This window comes from Virgibacillus xinjiangensis (assembly GCF_042643145.1).
In the GTDB taxonomy this organism is placed as follows: Bacteria; Bacillota; Bacilli; order Bacillales; family Amphibacillaceae; genus Virgibacillus_O; species Virgibacillus_O xinjiangensis.
The window spans coordinates 131,337-150,647 of sequence record NZ_JBHRSA010000003.1; the positions used below are offsets into that span (position 1 = coordinate 131,337).

General features: G+C 48.6%; 12 protein-coding genes and 1 tRNA gene. 10 read left to right on the forward strand and 3 right to left on the reverse strand.

Features of this window, described 5'->3' with window-relative positions:
- Positions 1–111: 111 nt before the first annotated feature.
- Together ACFOGI_RS00790 and carB are read left to right on the forward strand one after the other, a co-directional pair.
- Positions 112–1,200: a carbamoyl phosphate synthase small subunit gene (locus tag ACFOGI_RS00790; protein WP_390266932.1), complete on the forward strand. Its 1,089-nt coding sequence runs from the start codon at positions 112–114 to the stop codon at positions 1,198–1,200.
- Entirely contained in the window at positions 1,184–4,429 is a 3,246-nt protein-coding gene (gene carB, locus ACFOGI_RS00795) for a carbamoyl-phosphate synthase (glutamine-hydrolyzing) large subunit (RefSeq protein WP_390266935.1), read from the forward strand. The genes ACFOGI_RS00790 and carB overlap by 17 nt, the downstream gene beginning before the upstream one ends.
- Positions 4,430–4,495: 66 nt before the next feature.
- Here the strand turns inward: carB and ACFOGI_RS00800 are convergent, their stop codons facing one another.
- Together ACFOGI_RS00800 and dat are read right to left on the reverse strand one after the other, a co-directional pair.
- Entirely contained in the window at positions 4,496–6,499 is a 2,004-nt protein-coding gene (locus ACFOGI_RS00800; RefSeq protein WP_390266938.1) for a S9 family peptidase, read from the reverse strand.
- Between the two features lie 356 nt (positions 6,500–6,855).
- The gene (dat, locus tag ACFOGI_RS00805) at positions 6,856–7,749 is read right to left on the reverse strand and encodes a D-amino-acid transaminase (protein WP_390266942.1); all 894 of its coding nucleotides are present in this window, start codon (positions 7,747–7,749) and stop codon (positions 6,856–6,858) included.
- Between the two features lie 264 nt (positions 7,750–8,013).
- Here dat and ACFOGI_RS00810 point away from each other — a divergent pair.
- From ACFOGI_RS00810 to ACFOGI_RS00845, 8 genes are all read left to right on the forward strand, one after another.
- Positions 8,014–8,087, forward strand: a tRNA-Gly gene (locus tag ACFOGI_RS00810).
- 152 nt (positions 8,088–8,239) lie between these two features.
- Positions 8,240–9,943 carry an ABC-ATPase domain-containing protein gene (locus ACFOGI_RS00815; protein WP_390266945.1) on the forward strand — a complete coding sequence of 568 codons (1,704 nt, stop codon included), beginning with the start codon at positions 8,240–8,242 and terminating at the stop codon, positions 9,941–9,943.
- Between the two features lie 25 nt (positions 9,944–9,968).
- Positions 9,969–11,108 (forward strand): tRNA epoxyqueuosine(34) reductase QueG, encoded by a 1,140-nt coding sequence (gene queG, locus ACFOGI_RS00820; protein ID WP_390266948.1) that lies wholly within the window; start codon positions 9,969–9,971, stop codon positions 11,106–11,108.
- Positions 11,109–11,161: 53 nt separating this feature from the next.
- Positions 11,162–12,007 (forward strand): amidase domain-containing protein, encoded by an 846-nt coding sequence (locus tag ACFOGI_RS00825; protein WP_390266951.1) that lies wholly within the window; start codon positions 11,162–11,164, stop codon positions 12,005–12,007.
- Between the two features lie 49 nt (positions 12,008–12,056).
- On the forward strand, positions 12,057–12,530 hold the full coding sequence (locus tag ACFOGI_RS00830; RefSeq protein WP_390266954.1) for a tRNA (cytidine(34)-2'-O)-methyltransferase: 474 nt from the start codon (positions 12,057–12,059) through the stop codon (positions 12,528–12,530).
- 472 nt (positions 12,531–13,002) lie between these two features.
- Complete coding sequence (locus tag ACFOGI_RS00835) at positions 13,003–15,852, forward strand: 2-oxoglutarate dehydrogenase E1 component (RefSeq protein ID WP_390266957.1); 2,850 nt, start codon at positions 13,003–13,005, stop codon at positions 15,850–15,852.
- Positions 15,849–17,132: a 2-oxoglutarate dehydrogenase complex dihydrolipoyllysine-residue succinyltransferase gene (gene odhB / locus ACFOGI_RS00840; protein WP_390266960.1), complete on the forward strand. Its 1,284-nt coding sequence runs from the start codon at positions 15,849–15,851 to the stop codon at positions 17,130–17,132. Before ACFOGI_RS00835 ends, odhB begins: the two co-directional genes overlap by 4 nt.
- Before the next feature lie 349 nt (positions 17,133–17,481).
- Positions 17,482–18,669, forward strand: coding sequence for a NupC/NupG family nucleoside CNT transporter (locus ACFOGI_RS00845; protein WP_390266963.1), 1,188 nt, complete (start codon positions 17,482–17,484; stop codon positions 18,667–18,669).
- 114 nt (positions 18,670–18,783) lie between these two features.
- Here the strand turns inward: ACFOGI_RS00845 and ACFOGI_RS00850 are convergent, their stop codons facing one another.
- Entirely contained in the window at positions 18,784–19,266 is a 483-nt protein-coding gene (locus tag ACFOGI_RS00850) for a hypothetical protein (RefSeq protein ID WP_390266966.1), read from the reverse strand.
- Between the last annotated feature and the right edge of the window lie 45 nt (positions 19,267–19,311).

The following is a 19,311-nucleotide window of genomic DNA, read 5'->3' on the forward strand; positions in this document are numbered from 1 at the left end:
ATTATACTTGCATAATCGATGAGGTAGTTTTATACTAATGAATAATTCAGTGGAAATTTGGAAAGCTTCCAAAGCTTCTATAAATATATCGCAATCAGAGGGGGATTCTGCATGACAAAAGGTTATCTCATTTTGGAAACCGGAGAGGTTTTTGCCGGAGACTGGATTGGGGCGAAAAAGGAAATCGCGGGAGAGGTTGTATTCAATACGAGCATGACGGGCTATCAGGAAATGATGACAGACCCATCCTATGCCGGGCAAATCCTGACTTTTTGCTATCCCCTGATCGGGAATTACGGGATAAGTGCTGACAATGGGGAAAGTGATCAACCTGCCGTTTCAGCCGTAATCTCAAGTGAAGCCTGTGACGAACCAAGCCATTACGAATCGGCTGCATCGTTCTCCGAAGAATTGAAGCAAGCGGGGATACCGGGACTCACCCAGGTCGATACAAGAGCATTAGTGGCAGCAATTCGTAAACATCGGACGGTCCGCGGAAAACTGGTGTTTTCCAACAATGATCAAAGCGGCGGCTGGGGAGAACAGCCGGCAGGCGCTCTGGTAAAAGGTGTTTCGGTCACAGAACCAAAAGTGTTTGGAGAGGGCGACGAACATATTGTACTCATGGATTTTGGCTATAAAAAGTCCATCCTTGACTACCTGGTGAAACAGGGATGCACGGTTACGGTGGTTCCCTACCATACTACACTAGAAGAAATCGGGCACCTGGATCCAGATGGTGTGGTATTGAGCAACGGACCAGGCGATCCAATGGAATTAGAAGAGATCTTCCCGGTAATCAAAGGTCTGACAGAAACCTATCCGACGCTCGGGATCTGTCTCGGCCACCAATTGATTGCACTTGCCTATGGAGCAGAAACGGAAAAAATGCCATTCGGCCATCGTGGGGGGAACCACCCGGTAAAGGACCTGTTCACCAAAAAGGTATGCATGACCTCCCAGAATCATGGCTATGTCGTGAAAGAAGACAGTCTGGATCATGCGGTATTCGAGGTCCAGTTCCGAAATGTGAATGATCAATCATTGGAGGGCATGCGGCATGTGCATCTCCCGGTACAGTCCGTCCAATTCCATCCGGAAGCACATCCAGGACCAAGTGATACAGAATATATCTTCACGGAATTCATACAGCAGGTGGCAAACGCCAAGGGGGGAGCAGCATATGCAGAAGCAAAATGACTTGAAGAAAGTGCTGGTCATCGGTTCCGGACCGATCGTCATCGGGCAGGCAGCAGAATTCGACTATGCGGGGACACAGGCCTGTCTCGCCTTGAAAGAAGAAGGGATGGAAGTCGTGCTGGTCAATAATAATCCGGCAACCATCATGACGGATAAGCAGATCGCCGACCATGTCTATATGGAACCGCTGGAAACAGAGATGCTCGAGACCATCATCGCAAAGGAACGGCCGGACGGCATGATTGGAACCTTGGGCGGACAGACAGGGCTGAATTTGACCGTCGATCTGTATGAAAAAGGAATATTGGAAAAGTATGGAGTGGAACTTCTCGGAACCACCGTGGAATCCATCAAGAAGGGAGAAGACCGGGACGAATTCCGCCAGTTGATGATTGATATTGAGGAGCCGATTGCAGAGTCGGAAATTGTCGAATCGGTGGAAGCCGGTGTCGCTTTTGCCAATAAAATCGGCTATCCGGTCATCCTGCGTCCGGCATACACCCTTGGAGGCGAGGGTGGCGGCTTTGCCGATAATGAAGCGGAATTGGCCCAAATGCTGAAGCGGGGGCTCTCATTGAGTCCGATACACCAGGTGTTGGTGGAAAAAAGCATCAAAGGCTGGAAAGAAGTGGAGTATGAGGTCATGCGGGACGCCAATGATACCTGCATCATCGTCTGTAATATGGAGAATATGGATCCTGTCGGTGTCCATACCGGTGATTCCATCGTGGTGGCTCCATCCCAGACGCTGTCAGATGTACAGTACCAGATGCTCCGTACCGCTTCCTTGAAAGTGATCCGGGCCCTGGATGTGGTTGGCGGGTGCAATATTCAATTCGCTCTTCATCCCGAGTCCAATGAATATTGCATCATAGAGGTGAACCCGAGGGTGAGCCGTTCATCGGCGCTCGCTTCCAAAGCGACCGGCTATCCGATCGCCAGAATTGCAGCCAAATGTGCTGCAGGGCAAATGCTGGATGAGATTCCGAACCCGATCACCGGCAATACCTTCGCTTCTTTCGAGCCTGCACTGGATTATGTGGTAGTGAAGTTGCCTCGCTTCCCATTCGATAAATTCACGGAGGCGGACCGTACACTTGGAACGCAGATGAAAGCGACAGGGGAAGTCATGGCCATTGACCGGTCGTTCGAAGGGGCTTTGAACAAAGCGCTCAGATCCCTTGAAATGAATGTGAACAGCCTGAACTGGCCAGGCATGGAGACCAAGTCCAACGAAGAAATAAAAGAACTGCTGACGAACCCGAATGATCTAAGGCTGTTCGCACTTGCCGAAGCCCTCCGTCGTGGCTACACTTTGGAGAAAGTGAAGGAATGCACGGAGATCGATTATTGGTTCCTGCACAAAATCAAACGGATCATTGCCTGTGAAGAGGCGCTCCTGGAAGACAGCTGGCCATATCTGTCATTGGAAAAACTTTGGGAGGCAAAGCACTATAATATGAGTGATGAGCGGATTGCGGAACTTCTTGATACGACGAGTAAAGAGGTGCGGAAGGCATATAAGAAATATTCCATCCAACCTGCTTATAAACTGGTCGATACCTGTGCCGGTGAATTCGATGCAGTGACACCATACTACTATTCTACATGGCAGGGGCAGGATGAAGTACCGGATGATGACAGCAGCAAAAAGATCCTTGTGCTTGGTTCAGGCCCAATCCGGATCGGGCAGGGTGTGGAGTTCGACTATTGTTCGGTGCATGCTGCCTTGGCGGTGAAACAGATGGGATACGAAGTAGTGGTGATCAACAATAATCCGGAAACGGTCAGCACAGATTATTCAATTGCCGACAGGCTTTATTTTGAACCGCTGGCATTGGAAGATGTCCTCGCCGTCATTGAGAAGGAAAAAGTGGAAGGAGTGCTGGTCCAATTCGGCGGCCAAACAGCCATCAACTTGGCGAATGATCTGGAAGCTGAAGGTGTCCGTGTGCTTGGGACCACTCCGGAAAATATAGATCGTGCCGAAGACAGGGAACAATTCTATGATATCCTCGATGAATTGGGAATCGCACATATTGAAGGGCATATCGTCCATAATGCCAGAGAATTGTCCAACTCCGCTTATGAGCTAGGGTTCCCTGTACTGATCCGTCCTTCCTATGTAATCGGCGGCCAGTCGATGTTCATCTGCTATAATGCAGAGGAATTGGACAAATGCTTGCACCGGATCCAGGAAGACACCCATGGCCGTGGATTCCCGCTTTTGATTGACCAGTATATTTCCGGTGTGGAATGTGAAATGGATGTCATCAGTGATGGAAAGGATATCGTCGTTCCCGGCATTTTCGAACATATCGAGAAAGCGGGTGTCCATTCAGGGGACAGTATGACATATCTGCCGCCGGTCACCTTGTCGGACGATGTGAAGCAGAAAATGGTAGAGATTGCCCGGCAGATCAGCAAAAAACTGCCGGTGATCGGGATGATGAATATCCAGTTTGTATTGGACCGCGGCACCATCTATGTGCTTGAGGTCAATCCTCGTTCATCCAGAACCGTACCGATCCTCAGTAAAGTGACGGATGTGCCGATGATCGAGTGGGCGGTGAAAGCCCAGATGGGCGTGCCATTGACCGAGATTACCGATCAACTTGATCTCCTTGAGGAGCCAGAATACTTTACCGTCAAAGCACCGATATTCTCCGCCAATAAATTGAAAGGCGTCGACCATGTCATGGGACCTGAAATGAAATCGACCGGGGAAATTATCGGCTTGGGATATACGGAAAAAGAAGCATTGAGAAAAGTGGATGCGGCATTCGGCGAGGTCATGCCGGAAAGGGAGCCTGGGAAAAATACACGGTTGTTTGTGTCCATCTCTGACCGGATGAAAGAAGAAAGTGCCGAGCTGCTGGCTGACTTCGTAAAAACAGGAGTGGAGATTACCGCAACAGCCGGAACTGCCTCCTTCCTGGAGGGAAAAGGCATCCATATCGCCAATAAGCTGGATAATCAACAGGAGATCGTGGAGGACTGGCAAGAAGCTGTTCCGGACCTCGTGTTGAATATACCAAGCGTCGGCAGGGAAAAAGGAAAAGCAGGCTTCCTTGTCCGGGAACTGGCGGTAAGCCATCAGGTTCCATACTTTACCAGTTTGGATACCTTCCGTGCAGCTGCAAGTTTACTCCTAGAGAAAGAGCCATCACTCTCGGCACATTCTCTGCATGAATATACCAGTATGCTGAAAGCAGGCCAAACCGTTTAATCTATCGTTTGAAAAAGATCCGCATGGAAATTACTCCATGCGGATCTTTTATATGTTGCTATGCATTTACAGATATTCTTCAAACCAGCGGCAGATATGATTGAGCCGTTCGATGCGGAGATCAGGTCTGCCGCTTCTGCTCAGCTCATGGCTGGCATTCGGGAAGCGGACGAATTCTACTTCTTTCCGTTGATGCTTTAATGTCACAAACAGTTGCTCTCCTTGCTCGATCGGACAGCGGTAATCTTCCTCCCCATGTAGGATGAGCAACGGGGTTTCGACATTGGCAGCATATTTCAGCGGAGAAAAATCCCATAATTTTTCAGGGTCTTCCAGCAGATGATGGCCAAGCTCCCATTTTGTGAAGAAGTAGCCAATATCACTGACACCGTAAAAACTGAGCCAATTGGATATGGAACGTTGGGTGACGGCAGCTTGGAAACGGTTGGTATGGCTGACGATCCAATTGGTCATGAAGCCTCCATAGCTGCCACCGGTGACGCCGAGACGGTTTCTGTCGATGAAGCTGAATTGTTCCAGGGCCACATCCACCGCATCCATGAGATCCTCATAATCCTTCCCTCCATAATCGGACCGGACGGCATCGACGAATTCTTGGCCATAACCGTGGCTCCCTCGGGGATTGATATAAAGGACGACATAGCCTTTGGCGGCCAACAGTTGCAGTTCATGGAAAAATGCCTGTCCATACATGGCGTGTGGTCCTCCGTGTATTTCCAGAACGAACGGATACTTCTTGCCTTCCTCGAAACCATATGGGCGGAGGAGCCAGCCTTGAAGCTCCCATCCATCCCTGGCTGTGATCGAGAGTGTTTCCGGTTCACGGAGTGATACCTCATCAAGGAATGCAGCATTGGCATTGGTCAGCCGTTTCAGCTTCTGGTTCTCCGAAAGCTTATAGAAATTGCAAGGGTCTGTCGGTGTGCTGATCCCCAGAATGAATGCACCTGTCTTGCCGTGATAGGAAAACCCGAAGACATGGTTATCTTCCTGATAGAGAAGGTTCAGATCTTTTTCCAATGTTGCCTGATACAGTCCGGTTGCTCCATGGTCGGTGGCAAGGAAGTATAGGGAACTGGCGTCCTTGCTCCAGACAGGTGATGCATTGGATTCTCCGAGTCTTGTATCACCGATCAGTACATCGCCCAGCTGCATATCCCATTCATTGCTAAGACAAATGCGTTCCCCTGTTTCCAGGTCATGGACAAACAGTTCATTCAATGTTGCTCCATCAAACTCGAAACCATGCCCCAAGTAGGCCACTTTCTTTCCATCGGGGGAGAAGGAGGCGCTATGATAGCTCCCTTTGCTGTTTGTAAGTTTTGTAATCTCTTTGGATGCTAGATTCAGAATGAATAGATCATTGCTCAGCTCGTAATCCGGATCCTTTCCGAGGTTGGCTGCAAGCAATAATTGCTGACCATCGGGTGAGATGCCTTGCAGGCCATGATCTGCGTCCTCGTTTGTCAACTGGGTGAAGGTGTTTGTATCCAGATGAAGCTGGACCAGCTGGGTTCGTTTGTTGTCATGGAACCCTTTGGCATCCGACTTATATTTCAGCCGACTGACGACAAGCGGCTGGTTCTGCTTTTTCTTTGCTTCTTTCTGTCGTTCTTCTTTCGTCTGTTCTTTTTGACTGGAGACATCATCATCTGGGTCCAATGGGGCGCTGAAAATAATGGACCGGCCGTTTTCTGCCCACTCCGGATTCATGGCTCCGTGTTTGAAGGTGGTCAGCTGTCTTGCTTCACCGCCCTTTGTGGAGAGGATCCATATCTGCGGCAGCCCCGAACGCTTCGATTGGAAGGCGGCTTTTAATCCGTCGGGGGAGAAGCGCAGGTGGCTGTTTTTGTTATCACCGAACGTCCACTGAACAGGGGCGGCATCTCCGAGTTGATGGTAATGGATATGGGAGATGTATTCTTGGTCATCGTTCACTGTGGTGGAAGTGTAGGTATATGCTTTGCCGTCTGGTGTGAACTGTGGGTCACTGAATACTTCCAGGCGGGTGAAATCTTCTGTTTGGATGGCACGTTTGTTTTCTGGCATGGAATGATCCTCCAATTGGTAAGTGATTGTATGTACAGTTTAAACTGCTTCGATTGACGAATCAATTAAATTATTTGAAGATTGCAAGGATGGAGTGGCTATGATCTGCGGAAATACCCTGCGCTTTCCGCGGACTCCCTACGAGCTACCTCGTGGTGCCTCCTTGGGGATCTCTAAGGCTCGTTATTTCATTGGAGTCTCCGTGGATTTCCTCCGCTAGTAGGTCTGATTCTTTGTTTCTCTTCGTTATGGCAGACGATTCGTGGGAGTGTGCATAGACGATGGAGATAAAAAACTAGCATACCTACCCAGTATGGGGCGGTATGCTAGTTCATTTGTTCGGCATAATGATCTCGTTATTTACTGTCGGCGGAAGATACCGGTTCTTTAATCTCGGTAGAAGCAATTCCGGCATCTTGGTCATAGGCTTGCTGCAACAACCTGGTAATCCGGCCGGGTGCACCGTTTGCGATATCTTTTCCATCGACTTTGGTGATCGGCATGACTTCCGATGTACTGCTTGTCAAAAACAATTCATCGGCATCCTCTATGTCTTCCACATGGAAGGCTTCCTCGATAAAAGGGATTTCCTGCTCTTCTGCAAGGCTCTTCACTTTCATCCGGACACAACCATGGAGTATGTTGTTTGTTGCCGGATGGGTACGGATTTCGCCGTTTTTGACCAAGTATACATTGGATGAGCTGCATTCAGTGACACGGCCGTCTCTGTGAAGGATGGCTTCATCACATCCCTGTTCCTTAGCTTCCTGTTTTGCCAGGACATTCGGGAGCAGGTTCAAGCTCTTGATATAACAGTTCTCCCAGCGGATATCACGTTGGGTGATCACTGGTACACCATTTTTCAGCTTTTCTTCCGCACGTGGCAACTGCTGTACATAGGCATAGATGTTTGCCGGTACATCTGCAGGGAAAACATGATCCCGTGGTGCAGAGCCGCGAGAGACCTGCATATACATCTTGCCATCTTCTTTCATCTCATTCTTTTCTAATAGTTCCAACAGGAGGTCGGTCACTTCCTGCTTGGTGAACGGCAGTTCGATTTTTACGGCTTCTGCCGAGCGGAAGAGACGATCCACATGCTCTTCCAGCAGATAATACCTTCCATTATAGATACGGATCACTTCGTAGATACCGTCTCCAAATTGGAGGGCACGTTCCTGATAAGGGTATGTCAGGTCATCGCGGTGGGTGTAACTTGTCTGTGATAAAATGATTGGATAAACAGCCATGATTCAAATTCCTCCTTAAACATATCAATATTCTATAACGTATCTCCAGCAATGTAAACGGACTTTACTACAAAACTGAAATATTTCTGAAATTGCAACCAGTTAAAGAAAAGGTAATTTTTTGGTAAAAAAAGTCGAAATATCCCTTGTGTTTTTATGACTACCACGTTATAATAATATTTGTCGTCGCAAACAAGGCAGTCGACGTAATACATATCATCCATCTTAGGTGGAATTGATAAAAAGTAAATCATCTTACAAAATGCGGGTGTAGTTTAATGGTAAAACCTCAGCCTTCCAAGCTGATGACGAGGGTTCGATTCCCTTCACCCGCTCCATACATATGTCATAACGCAGTGTTCTGTAGTAAGCTACGGGGCGTTGCGTTTTTAATTTACCTAAAGTTCTTCCACTCTTGTCTACACCACTTGAATTCCCCATTTGCCGCATAGTATTCTGTAAGAAACAACGATATGATTGAGGGATATGAATGAAGAATTTATTGCAGCAATTAAAACAGATTGATCATAAAGGATACAAAGCTTATAAGAGCATCCAAGGAAATTACAGTTTTGGAGATTTCCGTTTGTATATAGATTATGTACAAGGGGACCCGTTCGCGACTCCATCCAAATTGCGGCTGGAAATCCCGGCTGCCAAGCGTCCGGTGAAAAAGGAATGGCTCCGGACCTATTCCAGGAAGACAGCAGCTGAAGATGCAGTCGCCCGCAGTGTGAATAGAGCGGTCGCCAAAGGCGGCTTCTTCATCAAAGGCTCGGGAAAAAGCGGTATGATCCTATTTGACGCTCCAGGCCAAGAAATGCTTGAACGGAGCGCTGTACAGATCAGCGACACGTCCATCACGGTCTGCATCTCTGTCGGACTGCCTGCGAATGGACGCAAAATCAATGGAAGTGAGGCAGAAAAGCTGTTCGCTAAGGCCCTGCCGGCGATTATCAAGGATTCTGTCATGAGCATTTCCGATGATGATATTCAGCAGGCTGTGGAGCTTGCGGATCAGCAGGATGCCATTCGAGAGAAAATGAAGCAGGAAGGCTGGGTTGCTTTCCTGGCCAATGGATCCATCTTGCCGCGGGAAAGCGGAATTAGCAATCGTCCGCTGAAAAAGGCAGTAGCATTCCAAAGCCCGGCAGAGGATGAGGTAGAAATCGACATCCCACACCGGAAAGAGCCTGTAAAAGGAATGGCCATCAAGAAAGGCATCACCTTGATTGTCGGCGGCGGCTATCATGGGAAAAGTACAATGCTGGAAGCTATTGAACGAGGCGTCTATTCCCATACGGCCGGTGATGGCAGGGAATTCGTACTGACTGACCCGGATGCGGTAAAAATCCGGGCAGAAGACGGCCGGCAGGTCACCGGAGTGAATATTTCTCCGTTCATCAATAACCTTCCGCATCGCCAGGACACTGGGTTTTTCTCTACGGAAAATGCAAGCGGAAGCACATCACAGGCTGCCAATGTAATGGAGGCGCTGGAAGCTGGTGCGACTACTTTGATGGTGGATGAGGACACGAGTGCGACCAACTTCATGATCCGCGACCACCGGATGCAGCAATTGGTCAGCAGAAATAAGGAGCCGATCACCCCGTTCATCGACAAAATCAGGCAGTTGCGTGATGAACTGGATGTGTCGACGATCATGGTAATGGGTGGTTCTGGTGATTATTTCGATACAGCAGATACCGTCATCATGCTGGATGAATATGTTCCCTACAATGTGACAGAGCAAGCGAATGCCATCATGGAGGAATATCCGCTTGAGAGGGATGCAGCTGTCGAAGAAGGATTCGGCACTATTTCTGCCCGCTATTTCCAACGGGGCTCCCTCCAGACGAAGAAAGGCAAACGGGAAAAGACCCAGGCGAAAGGCCTGTATAAAATCCTGATGGGAAAAACGGATATTTCCTTCGAGAATACAGAGCAGCTTGTCGATCCGTCCCAAACCCGCATGATTGCAGAAATCATTCAGTATTTGGACCGGACGGATGGACTCGGCGGGAAGTCCCTGCATGAACTGTTGGACGGAATCGAGAGACAGATGGACCGTGATGGTCTGGCCTCTTTCACTACCTTCCGGCAACAGCATCCAGGTGATATTGCCCGACCGAGAAGGTATGAAATAGCAGCAGTGCTCAACCGTATGCGGACAGCAAAGGTCGAGCATAAATAATAAAATTGGGAAAGGAGCGGGGCCGATGCGTACCGAACAACTGAAACAGGAGATCATTGAATACAGCAAGAAAATAGGTATCGACAAGATCGGCTTTGCTTCTGCAGATGTATTCGGGGAATTGAGGGAGCGATTGAGACGCCAGCAGGAACTTGGGTATCAATCCGGCTTTGAAAAAGGTTCCGTGGAAGAAAGGACCGAACCGGAACGCCTGCTCCCTGAAGCACAGTCCATCATCTCCATCGCTCTTGCCTATCCGTCGAGGATGAAGGGAGCACCGAAGAGTACGAAAGAGGAGCGGAGAGGTCTGTTTGCCAGAGCCTCCTGGGGGACGGATTACCATGACGTCCTCCGTGACCGATTGGAGAAGCTGTCAGCATTCATTAAAGAAAAAGTTCCGGAAACCTCCAATAAAGTGATGGTAGATACTGGCGAATTGTCGGACCGTGCAGTGGCAGAGCGTGCCGGAATCGGATTCAGCGGCAAGAATACATCCATCATCACCCCAGAATTCGGATCCTTTGTCTACCTTGGGGAATTGATCACCAATATCCCTTTCGTTCCCGATGATCCGGTAGAAGACAGTTGCGGGGAGTGCACCAAGTGTATGGATGCTTGTCCAACAGGTGCCTTGGTGGAAGGCGGACAGCTTAATGCACAGCGATGTATCGCCTTCCTGACCCAGACGAAGGATTTTCTTCCGGATGAATTCCGTACGAAAATCGGCAACAGGGTATATGGTTGTGACACCTGTCAGATGGTATGCCCGAAAAATAAGCAGGTTGATTTCCATCTTCATGAGGAATTCGAACCGGAACATGATGTGGCCAAACCCAAGCTGAAGCCGATGCTCCGGATTTCCAACCGGGAATTCAAGGACACCTTCGGGCATATATCCGGTTCCTGGCGCGGAAAGAAGCCGCTCCAGCGGAATGCCTTGATTGCTCTTGGCCATTATAAAGATAAGACGGCGGTCGAAGAGATGATTGCGGTCATGAACAATGATCCTCGGCCGGTGATCCGGGGGACGGCCGCCTGGTCCCTCGGCAAAATCGGAACAGAAGAAGCAGTCGAGGCAATTGAAATGGCGATGCACAAAGAGTCGGACGACAGGGTCCTTACAGAGATGCAGAAGGGACTCGATTTTACGTTGGCATCCAAATAACAGGCGTGATACAAGCATCCCCTCCATATACTTGTTGATGGAGGGGATTTTTAATGGAAGCATTGAAGAAGGAGTGGCTCCGTTTCTTTTCAGATGAGAGGAATGAGAACAGCTGGTGGCTGCGCAAAAAGGCACTCTGGAAGAACCGGGGCGCCGAAATCGTACGCATCCACGGACAAGGTGAAAGATACCGCCAGTTCCGTTATGACGGCAACTGTTTCTATCGTTACCTGCTTCATCATACCTTTCTGATCAAACAGAAAGACCGTTTCCATGTCGAAGAGCTGGTGATCCCTTATGAATTCCGTTGGATAAATGGAAAAGTGGAGGACCATCGAGAAGTCCCGAAAAATCCTCAGTCGGAGAGAAAGCTGGATATCCTCCAAAGAGGGGAGGATGCGGGAGAATATCGTTTCACCTATGACCGGATGGCGGCTGTACAGTATGCAGAGCGGTGGTGGAACAGCTATAACCCTGCCTACCGCACGTTCGATGTGGATTGTACCAATTATGTTTCCCAATGCCTGCGGGCTGGTGGCGCCCCCATGCATGGCCAGCCGGCCCGTGACCGCGGGTGGTGGTATAGTGGGGACAATTGGAGTTACAGCTGGGCCGTTGCCCATTCCCTGCGCTGGTATTTGAGCGGTTCGACGAAAGGGCTGCAAGGCAGAGAAGTGGAAAGCGCAGAAGAGCTGCTCCCTGGTGATATCATCTGCTATGATTTCCAAGGGGACGGCCGTTGGGATCACAACACCATCGTCGTGGCCAAAGATGCCCATGGGATGCCGCTTGTGAATGCACATACCGACAACAGCAGAAACCGTTACTGGTCCTACGAGGATTCCACCGCATGGACGCCGGAAATTACGTACAAATTTTTCCGGATCGGAGCGGATTGATGGTATAATCAATAATTGACGCAATTTCAGCTGATAAGGAGAATGGAACGTGAGTATACATGTCGTATTGTTTCAGCCGGAGATTCCGGCAAACACCGGGAATATATCCAGGACCTGCTTAGGGACAGGGGCAACGCTGCATCTGATTCATCCGCTCGGTTTCTCCATTGATGACCGGATGGTCAAGAGGGCGGGCTTGGACTACTGGAAGGATGTAGCCATCAAGGAACATTCATCCTTGGATGATCTATATGCCGAATATCCTGCAGGAAGCTATTATTATATAGAGAATTTCGGGAGTCGGCATTTTACCGATGTTGATTTCAGCAATCCGGAGGAAGACATCTTTTTCGTATTCGGCAGGGAAACCAGTGGAATCCCAACAGAACTGCTGGCAGGAAAAGAGGAACAATGTCTGCGGATCCCTATGACTGACAGCATCCGCTCCTTGAACCTTTCGAACACGGCAGCCATCATCATCTATGAAGCACTGAGGCAGCAGGGTTTTCCAGAAATGACATAAAAAAGACGCCATGCATGGTTGACTGCGTGGCGTCTTTTTCTGAACTGTTATTGATTTTTTTTTGGAACTCCCGGTTTAGCGTCATAGCCAGCTGTGAAAAATGATGTGATGAATGTCAGGATGACACCCATTAACAATGCCAGTTTCATTTTGCCTTCCTCCTTTAGCTGTATGTAAGAAACATTCTTCTTGTCGTATGGTTCCATTATACAAAATATATGCCGGAATGGAAACAAAATCAGGAAAAAGCCGAGGATTCTGTATGATTTCCTGTCTCTTTCTTCCGATTAATCCGATATTTTTTATTTATCGATTTGTTTGGTAAAATTTATACTTGGATATATTGTTTCCTGTCGGGAAATGAGGTATATTAGTTTGTGAAGATTAATTACTAGTTTATATGCTAGTAGTAAAAGTAAAATGTAACCGTTTCACAGCGGGAGAAGCTAACTTCTAATGGGGGTAATAAGACGTGGCACAAAATGAAGAATCTAGTGAAAGATTCTGGGGACAGTTTCATGGACCTAACATTGGGTATGCAGAAGAACAATATGAACTTTATAAAAAGGATCCGGAGGCAGTAGATCCATCAACAAGGGAGATTTTCGAGCGACATGGGGCACCCGCGTGGCTGGAAGCATCAGGAAGCGATATCCAGCCGTCTGGTACAACATCTGTAAAAGATGTGAAGAAATTAACCTCAGCATGGAAACTTGTTGAGGCTATTCGTCGTTTCGGCCACCTCGAAGCGGACATTTATCCGGTCGGCCATGACCAGACCCGGAAGTCCAGTTTGGTTGACCCGGCTACATATGGATTGACGGAAGAGGACCTGGAAAGTATCCCCGCGTCCTGGTTATGGGACAAGGCACCTGCTGGTGTGGATAATGGTTTGGATACGATCAAGGAACTCAGAAAGTACTACACAGGTACCATTACTTTTGAATTTGACCACGTTAATAATGAACAGGAGCGCAGATGGCTGACGAATTTCATCGAAGAAGGGAATGCACGTGCCAACCTTTCGAATGAAGAGAAGCAGCAGTTGCTTGGCCGTCTGGTGGATGTGGAAGGTTTCGAAGGATTCCTTCATAAGACATTTGTCGGGCAAAAACGTTTCTCCATCGAGGGCCTCGAGTCCATGGTTCCGATGCTGGACCAGATCGTCAAGTATGCGACCAATGACAAGTTTGAACACATCATGATGGGGATGGCGCACCGTGGCCGCCTTTCTGTACTGGCCCACGTGCTTGGGAAGCCGTTCGACAAGATTTTTTCCGAATTCCATACGTCTCCGAACAAAGAGCTCGTCCCTTCAGAGGGCTCCATGGGGATCAACTATGGCTGGACAGGAGATGTGAAATATCACTTTGGTGCGGAAAAGGAAGTCAAGTCGGATGAACAGTCCACACGAATCACGCTAGCCCATAACCCGTCACATCTCGAGTTTGTGAACCCGGTGGTTGCTGGATTCACAAGGGCTGCACAGGACTATCGTTTCCAGAAAGGGTATCCGGACAGAGATGAAAATAAAGCGTTCGGCGTAGTGATCCATGGAGATGCCGCCTTCATCGGTGAAGGAGTAGTAGCTGAATCCCTGAATTTGAGCGGCATTCCTGGCTATACGACAGGAGGAACCCTTCATATCATTGCGAACAACCTGCTTGGCTATACCACCAATCAGACAGAAGGCCGGTCGACCCGTTATGCCAGTGATTTGGCGAAAGGGTTTGAAATCCCGATCATCCGGGTGAATGCGGATGACCCGATTGCTTGTGTATCCGCCGTCCGTTTTGCTTACGAATACCGTCAGAAATTCCATAAGGATTTCCTGATCGATCTGGTCGGCTACCGCCGTTACGGACATAACGAAATGGACGAGCCGCGCTCTACACAGCCGAAGCTTTATCAGGACATTGACAACCATCCGACAGCTGCCACTGTCTTCGCGAATGAGCTCGAAGAAAAAGGTGCACTGGAAGAAGGTGCATTCGAGCAGATGAAAGAGGATGTCTATCAGAAACTGCGCGATATCTATACAGGAATGAAAGAGAACCAGGTGGAGGAAGCGGAAGCGGATGAAGTGCCGAAAGCTCTCCGGAATGGTTTGAGTTCCATTGAAACCGCTGTTCCTTTGGAAAGGTTGAAGGAATTGAATGAGGGGCTGCTGAAGCGTCCGGAAGGATTCAACGGCTTCAAAAAAGTCGAAAAGATCCTGAAAAAGCGCGGTGAGGCACTGGAAGAAGGAAATAAAGCGGATTGGGGAGCAGGGGAAGCACTTGCCTATGCTTCCATCCTGAGCGACGGGATTCCGATCAGAATCACCGGCCAGGATACGGAGCGAGGAACGTTCGCCCACCGTCATCTCGTTCTCCATGATACCGAAACGGATGAGAAATACAGCCCGCTCCATGGCCTGGAACAGGCGGAGGCGGCATTCGATATCCGCAACAGTCCATTGTCTGAGGCTGGAGTACTTGGTTTTGAATATGGGTACAGTGTACAGGCACCAAACACGCTAGTGATCTGGGAAGCACAATTCGGTGACTTCGCCAATGCCGGACAGGTTATTTTCGATCAGTTCATTTCTGCTGCACGGGCTAAATGGGGCGAGAAATCGAATATGGTGATGCTCCTGCCGCATGGCTATGAAGGACAAGGTCCGGAACATTCCAGTGCACGCCTGGAACGTTTCCTCATGATGTGTGCAGAGAATAACTGGATTGTGGCCAATGTCACGTCATCGGCTCAATTCTTCCACTTGCTGCGCAGGCAGGCTGCATTGCGTGACACCGAGTCCGCACGTCCGCTTGTGCTGATGACACCGAAGAGCCTGTTGCGGAACCAGCGCGTGGCATCTGCGCCGGAAGAGTTTGCGGAAGGCAAATTCCAGACATTGCGCCAGCAGCCTGGTCACAAAGCGGTGAAGAAGAATGTGAAACGTCTATTGATCGGAACAGGAAAAGTCATGGTGGATCTGGAAGAAACCATGGATAAATCCGAGGAGAAATACGACTGGATGCAGATCCTCCGTTTGGAACAGATCTATCCATTCCCTATGAAAGAAATGGAGAAAGAACTGAAATCACTGCCAAATCTGGAAGAGATTGTCTGGGTGCAGGAAGAACCGAAAAATATGGGGAGCTGGGATTTCGTCGACAACTACCTGAGAGAATTGTTGAAGGACGGACAACGCTTGCGCTATATTGGACGCCCACATCGTGCTGCACCTGCAGTCGGGGTTCCGAATGTGCATAAAACCGAACAAAACCATATCATAGAAGAAGCTTTACAACCGACCGAAGGAGGAGATTCCCAGTGAAAGAGATCAAAGTACCAGAATTAGCAGAATCGATTACAGAAGGAACAGTAGCAGAGTGGCTCGTCCAAAAAGGAGATAAGGTCGAAAAAGGCGACCCTGTACTGGAACTGGAAACAGATAAAGTCAATGTCGAAGTGAATTCCGAATTCGCCGGAGTCGTCACCGAATTCGTCGTGGAGGAAGGGGATGACGTAGAAGTAGGCGATGTCATCGCCAAGCTGGATGAAAATGGGGAAGCCGGCGCTTCTGACCAAGGTTCCGATGAAAAGGAAGAACAGAAGGAAGAAGAACCTAAAAAAGAAGCACCTAAGGAAGAGGAGAAGTCTGCCGAAGAAACATCCGAAAAAGAGCAGGAAAGCAGCAATAATGGCAATGGCGAGGTCATCGCTTCTCCTGCCGCGAGAAAGCGTGCCCGTGAACTTGACATCGATCTCAGTCAGGTGAGCCCTCGTGATCCACTCGGTCGCGTCCGTCCAGAAGATGTGGATGCTGCTGCCCAAGGCGGGAAAGAAGAAAAACCGTCGAAGCCGCAGAAAGAAAGCAAGCCACAACCATCTACTGAATCCGAATTCGATAAACCAGTGGATGTACAGAAAATGTCCCGCCGCCGTCAGACAATCGCCAAACGTCTGGTGGATGCACAGCAGAATTCAGCGATGTTGACGACGTTCAATGAAGTGGATATGACCAATGTAATGAAGCTGCGCAGTCAGCGCAAAGATAAGTTCTTGGAGAAGCATGATATCAAGCTTGGCTTCATGTCCTTCTTTACCAAAGCTGTGGTCGGTGCTTTGAAAGAGTTCCCACTGTTGAACGCAGAAATCCGTGATAATAAAGAACTGATCGTGAAGAAATTCTATGATATCGGTATTGCCGTATCTGCAGAAGAAGGTCTGGTTGTACCGGTTGTACGGGATGCTGACCGTCTCGACTTTGCCGGAATCGAAAAAGAGATTGCGAACCTAGGCAAAAAGGCAAAGGACAATAAACTGGGACTGGATGAAATGCAGGGCGGTTCCTTTACCATTACAAACGGCGGGATCTTCGGTTCCATGCTGTCTACACCGATCCTGAATGCACCACAGGTTGGTATCCTGGGGATGCACAATATTCAAAAGCGTGCCATGGTCATGCCGGATGACTCCATCGAGGTCCGTCCGATGATGTATATTGCATTGTCTTATGACCACAGGATTGTGGATGGCGCAGAAGCTGTACGATTCCTTGTACGCGTGAAGGAAATGATTGAAGATCCATATGATCTGTTGCTGGAGGGTTAATCCGCACTTCTTCTTATTTTAGAAAATATAAGGGATGCTCTTTTACAGGAAAATGAAAGTATGAGAGAAATAGCATACCAAATCGCATAGATTGGTATGCTATTTTTCATTCCTTGAAACTACTCATTTTAAAACTGTCTTCTGGGTACTTGATACATAACTATTTTGGACTTGGAAGAAGTAACCAATTGTTGTTTAAGAAGGACAGCGACTGGGTAGATAGGACTATGCAACCACCAAGTGAATTCAGAATAAATAATCACTTGCAGGACGTCAGACATCTTGGTACAATTACTGTGGTTTTTATAAAATGTAACCATTTACAAAATATATATGGGGAGGCTATAAGGTGGGTATCATCCTTGGGTTATTAGCAATTGTCGTCGTGCTGGGGATTGCATTTCTATTATCTAATGATAAGAAAAATATCAATTACAAAGGGATCGGCATCATGCTTGGACTGCAGCTGCTGATCACTTGGTTCATGTTCACTACGCAAATTGGACAAGTCATCATCAATGGAATTTCAGCCGGGTTTAATAAATTGATTGAATTCGGGACAGAAGGAATCAACTTTGTTGTTGGAGGTTTTGAAGTGCAGGAGGGCGGAGTGTTCTTCTTCAATGTACTTCTTTTGATCATCTTCTTTGCAACAATTCTTCAGGTCCTTACGTATCTGAAAATACTTCCGACTCTCATCAAATGGATAGGAACGGCGCTTTCCAAGCTGACCGGACTGCCTAAAATCGAGTCGTTCAACGGAGTCAACAGTATCTTCTTCGGACAATCTGAAGCATTGATTGCCATCCGATCACAGTTCCACCATCTGACAGACAACCGCCTTTATATAGTCAGTGCGTCTGCAATGGGTTCTGTATCTGCTTCCATTGTCGGCGCCTATATCCAAATGCTGCCGGCTGAGTATATCCTGGTAGCACTCCCACTGAACATGTTCAGTGCCTTGATGATCGCTTCCGTCATTGCGCCTGTCCGAGTGCCAAAGGCAGAAGATACAGTGGATATCAGTGATGTTACAAATGATAAAAGTATATTCGAAGCAATGGGAAATGGTGCCCTTGAAGGTGGTAAAATCGCCTTGATTGTCGCCGCCATGCTGATCGCCTTTATTGCCTCCCTTGAATTGGTGAACTGGCTGATCCAGTTGATCTTCGCAGGTGTTACCCTACAGGAAATTCTCGGTTATGTTTTGGCTCCGATCGGGTTGCTGATGGGTATCGCACCAGGGGAAGTCCTGCAAGCAGGGTCTGTCATGGGTACTAAAATCGTGACCAACGAATTCGTTGCGATGTTGGAGTTCCAACCGCTAATGGAAACAATGAGCGAGAAGACCATCGGGATTGTAACAGTATTCCTGACGAGCTTTGCCAATTTCTCCTCTATCGGGATTATTGCTGGTACGGTTAAAGGGATTGATGGTGAGAAAGCAGCAAGCGTATCCGGCTTCGGTATGAAGCTGCTTGTTGGTTCTATCCTGGCATCCATCCTTTCCGCTACAGTAGCTGGCCTGTTCTTATAAAATAGAGAAAACGGTCTTGAAGAGCAGTCACACTAGCTAGAAAATGAGAATAAATATTTTAAGCAGACGCTCATAGCGTCTGCTTTTTCTATATCTATTAGAAGGAAGTGGGATTTATCGGTGTGCACCTAGCGATATCTGTTCTGTGCTGCCGATAAGCGTGCGCACCTGTCGATATCCGAGCTGTTCTGCCGATAACCCAACGCACCTAGCGATATCCTGCCTGTGCTGCTGATATCCATGCGCACCTAGCGATATCCGTTCTGTGCTGCCGATAAGCGTGCGCACCTGTCGATATCGCGCCTGTTCTGCCGATAACCCAGTGCACCTAGCGATATCCTGCCTGTGCTGCTGATATCCATGCGCACCTAGCGATATCTGTTCTGTGCTGCCGATAAGCGTGCGCACCTGTCGATATCCGAGCTGTTCTGCCGATAACCCAACGCACCTAGCGATATCCTGCCTGTGCTGCTGATATCCATGCGCACCTAGCGATATCCGTTCTGTGCTGCCGATAAGCGTGCGCACCTGTCGATATCGCGCCTGTTCTGCTGATATTCCTAATCCCGCAGCTCCATCACCGTCCTCAAGTGTCACCGGCCCTCTCCCATATGGAAATGTTTCTCTCCTTTTCAAAAAGGA

Coding starts and splice junctions, on each gene's coding strand:
- queG (WP_390266948.1), top strand. CDS start 9,969: ATGCGTACCGAACAACTGAAACAGGAGATCATTGAATACAGCAAGAAA.
- ACFOGI_RS00825 (WP_390266951.1), top strand. CDS start 11,162: ATGGAAGCATTGAAGAAGGAGTGGCTCCGTTTCTTTTCAGATGAGAGG.
- carB (WP_390266935.1), top strand. CDS start 1,184: ATGCAGAAGCAAAATGACTTGAAGAAAGTGCTGGTCATCGGTTCCGGA.
- ACFOGI_RS00815 (WP_390266945.1), top strand. CDS start 8,240: ATGAAGAATTTATTGCAGCAATTAAAACAGATTGATCATAAAGGATAC.
- ACFOGI_RS00800 (WP_390266938.1), bottom strand. CDS start 6,499: ATGCCAGAAAACAAACGTGCCATCCAAACAGAAGATTTCACCCGCCTG.
- dat (WP_390266942.1), bottom strand. CDS start 7,749: ATGGCTGTTTATCCAATCATTTTATCACAGACAAGTTACACCCACCGC.
- ACFOGI_RS00790 (WP_390266932.1), top strand. CDS start 112: ATGACAAAAGGTTATCTCATTTTGGAAACCGGAGAGGTTTTTGCCGGA.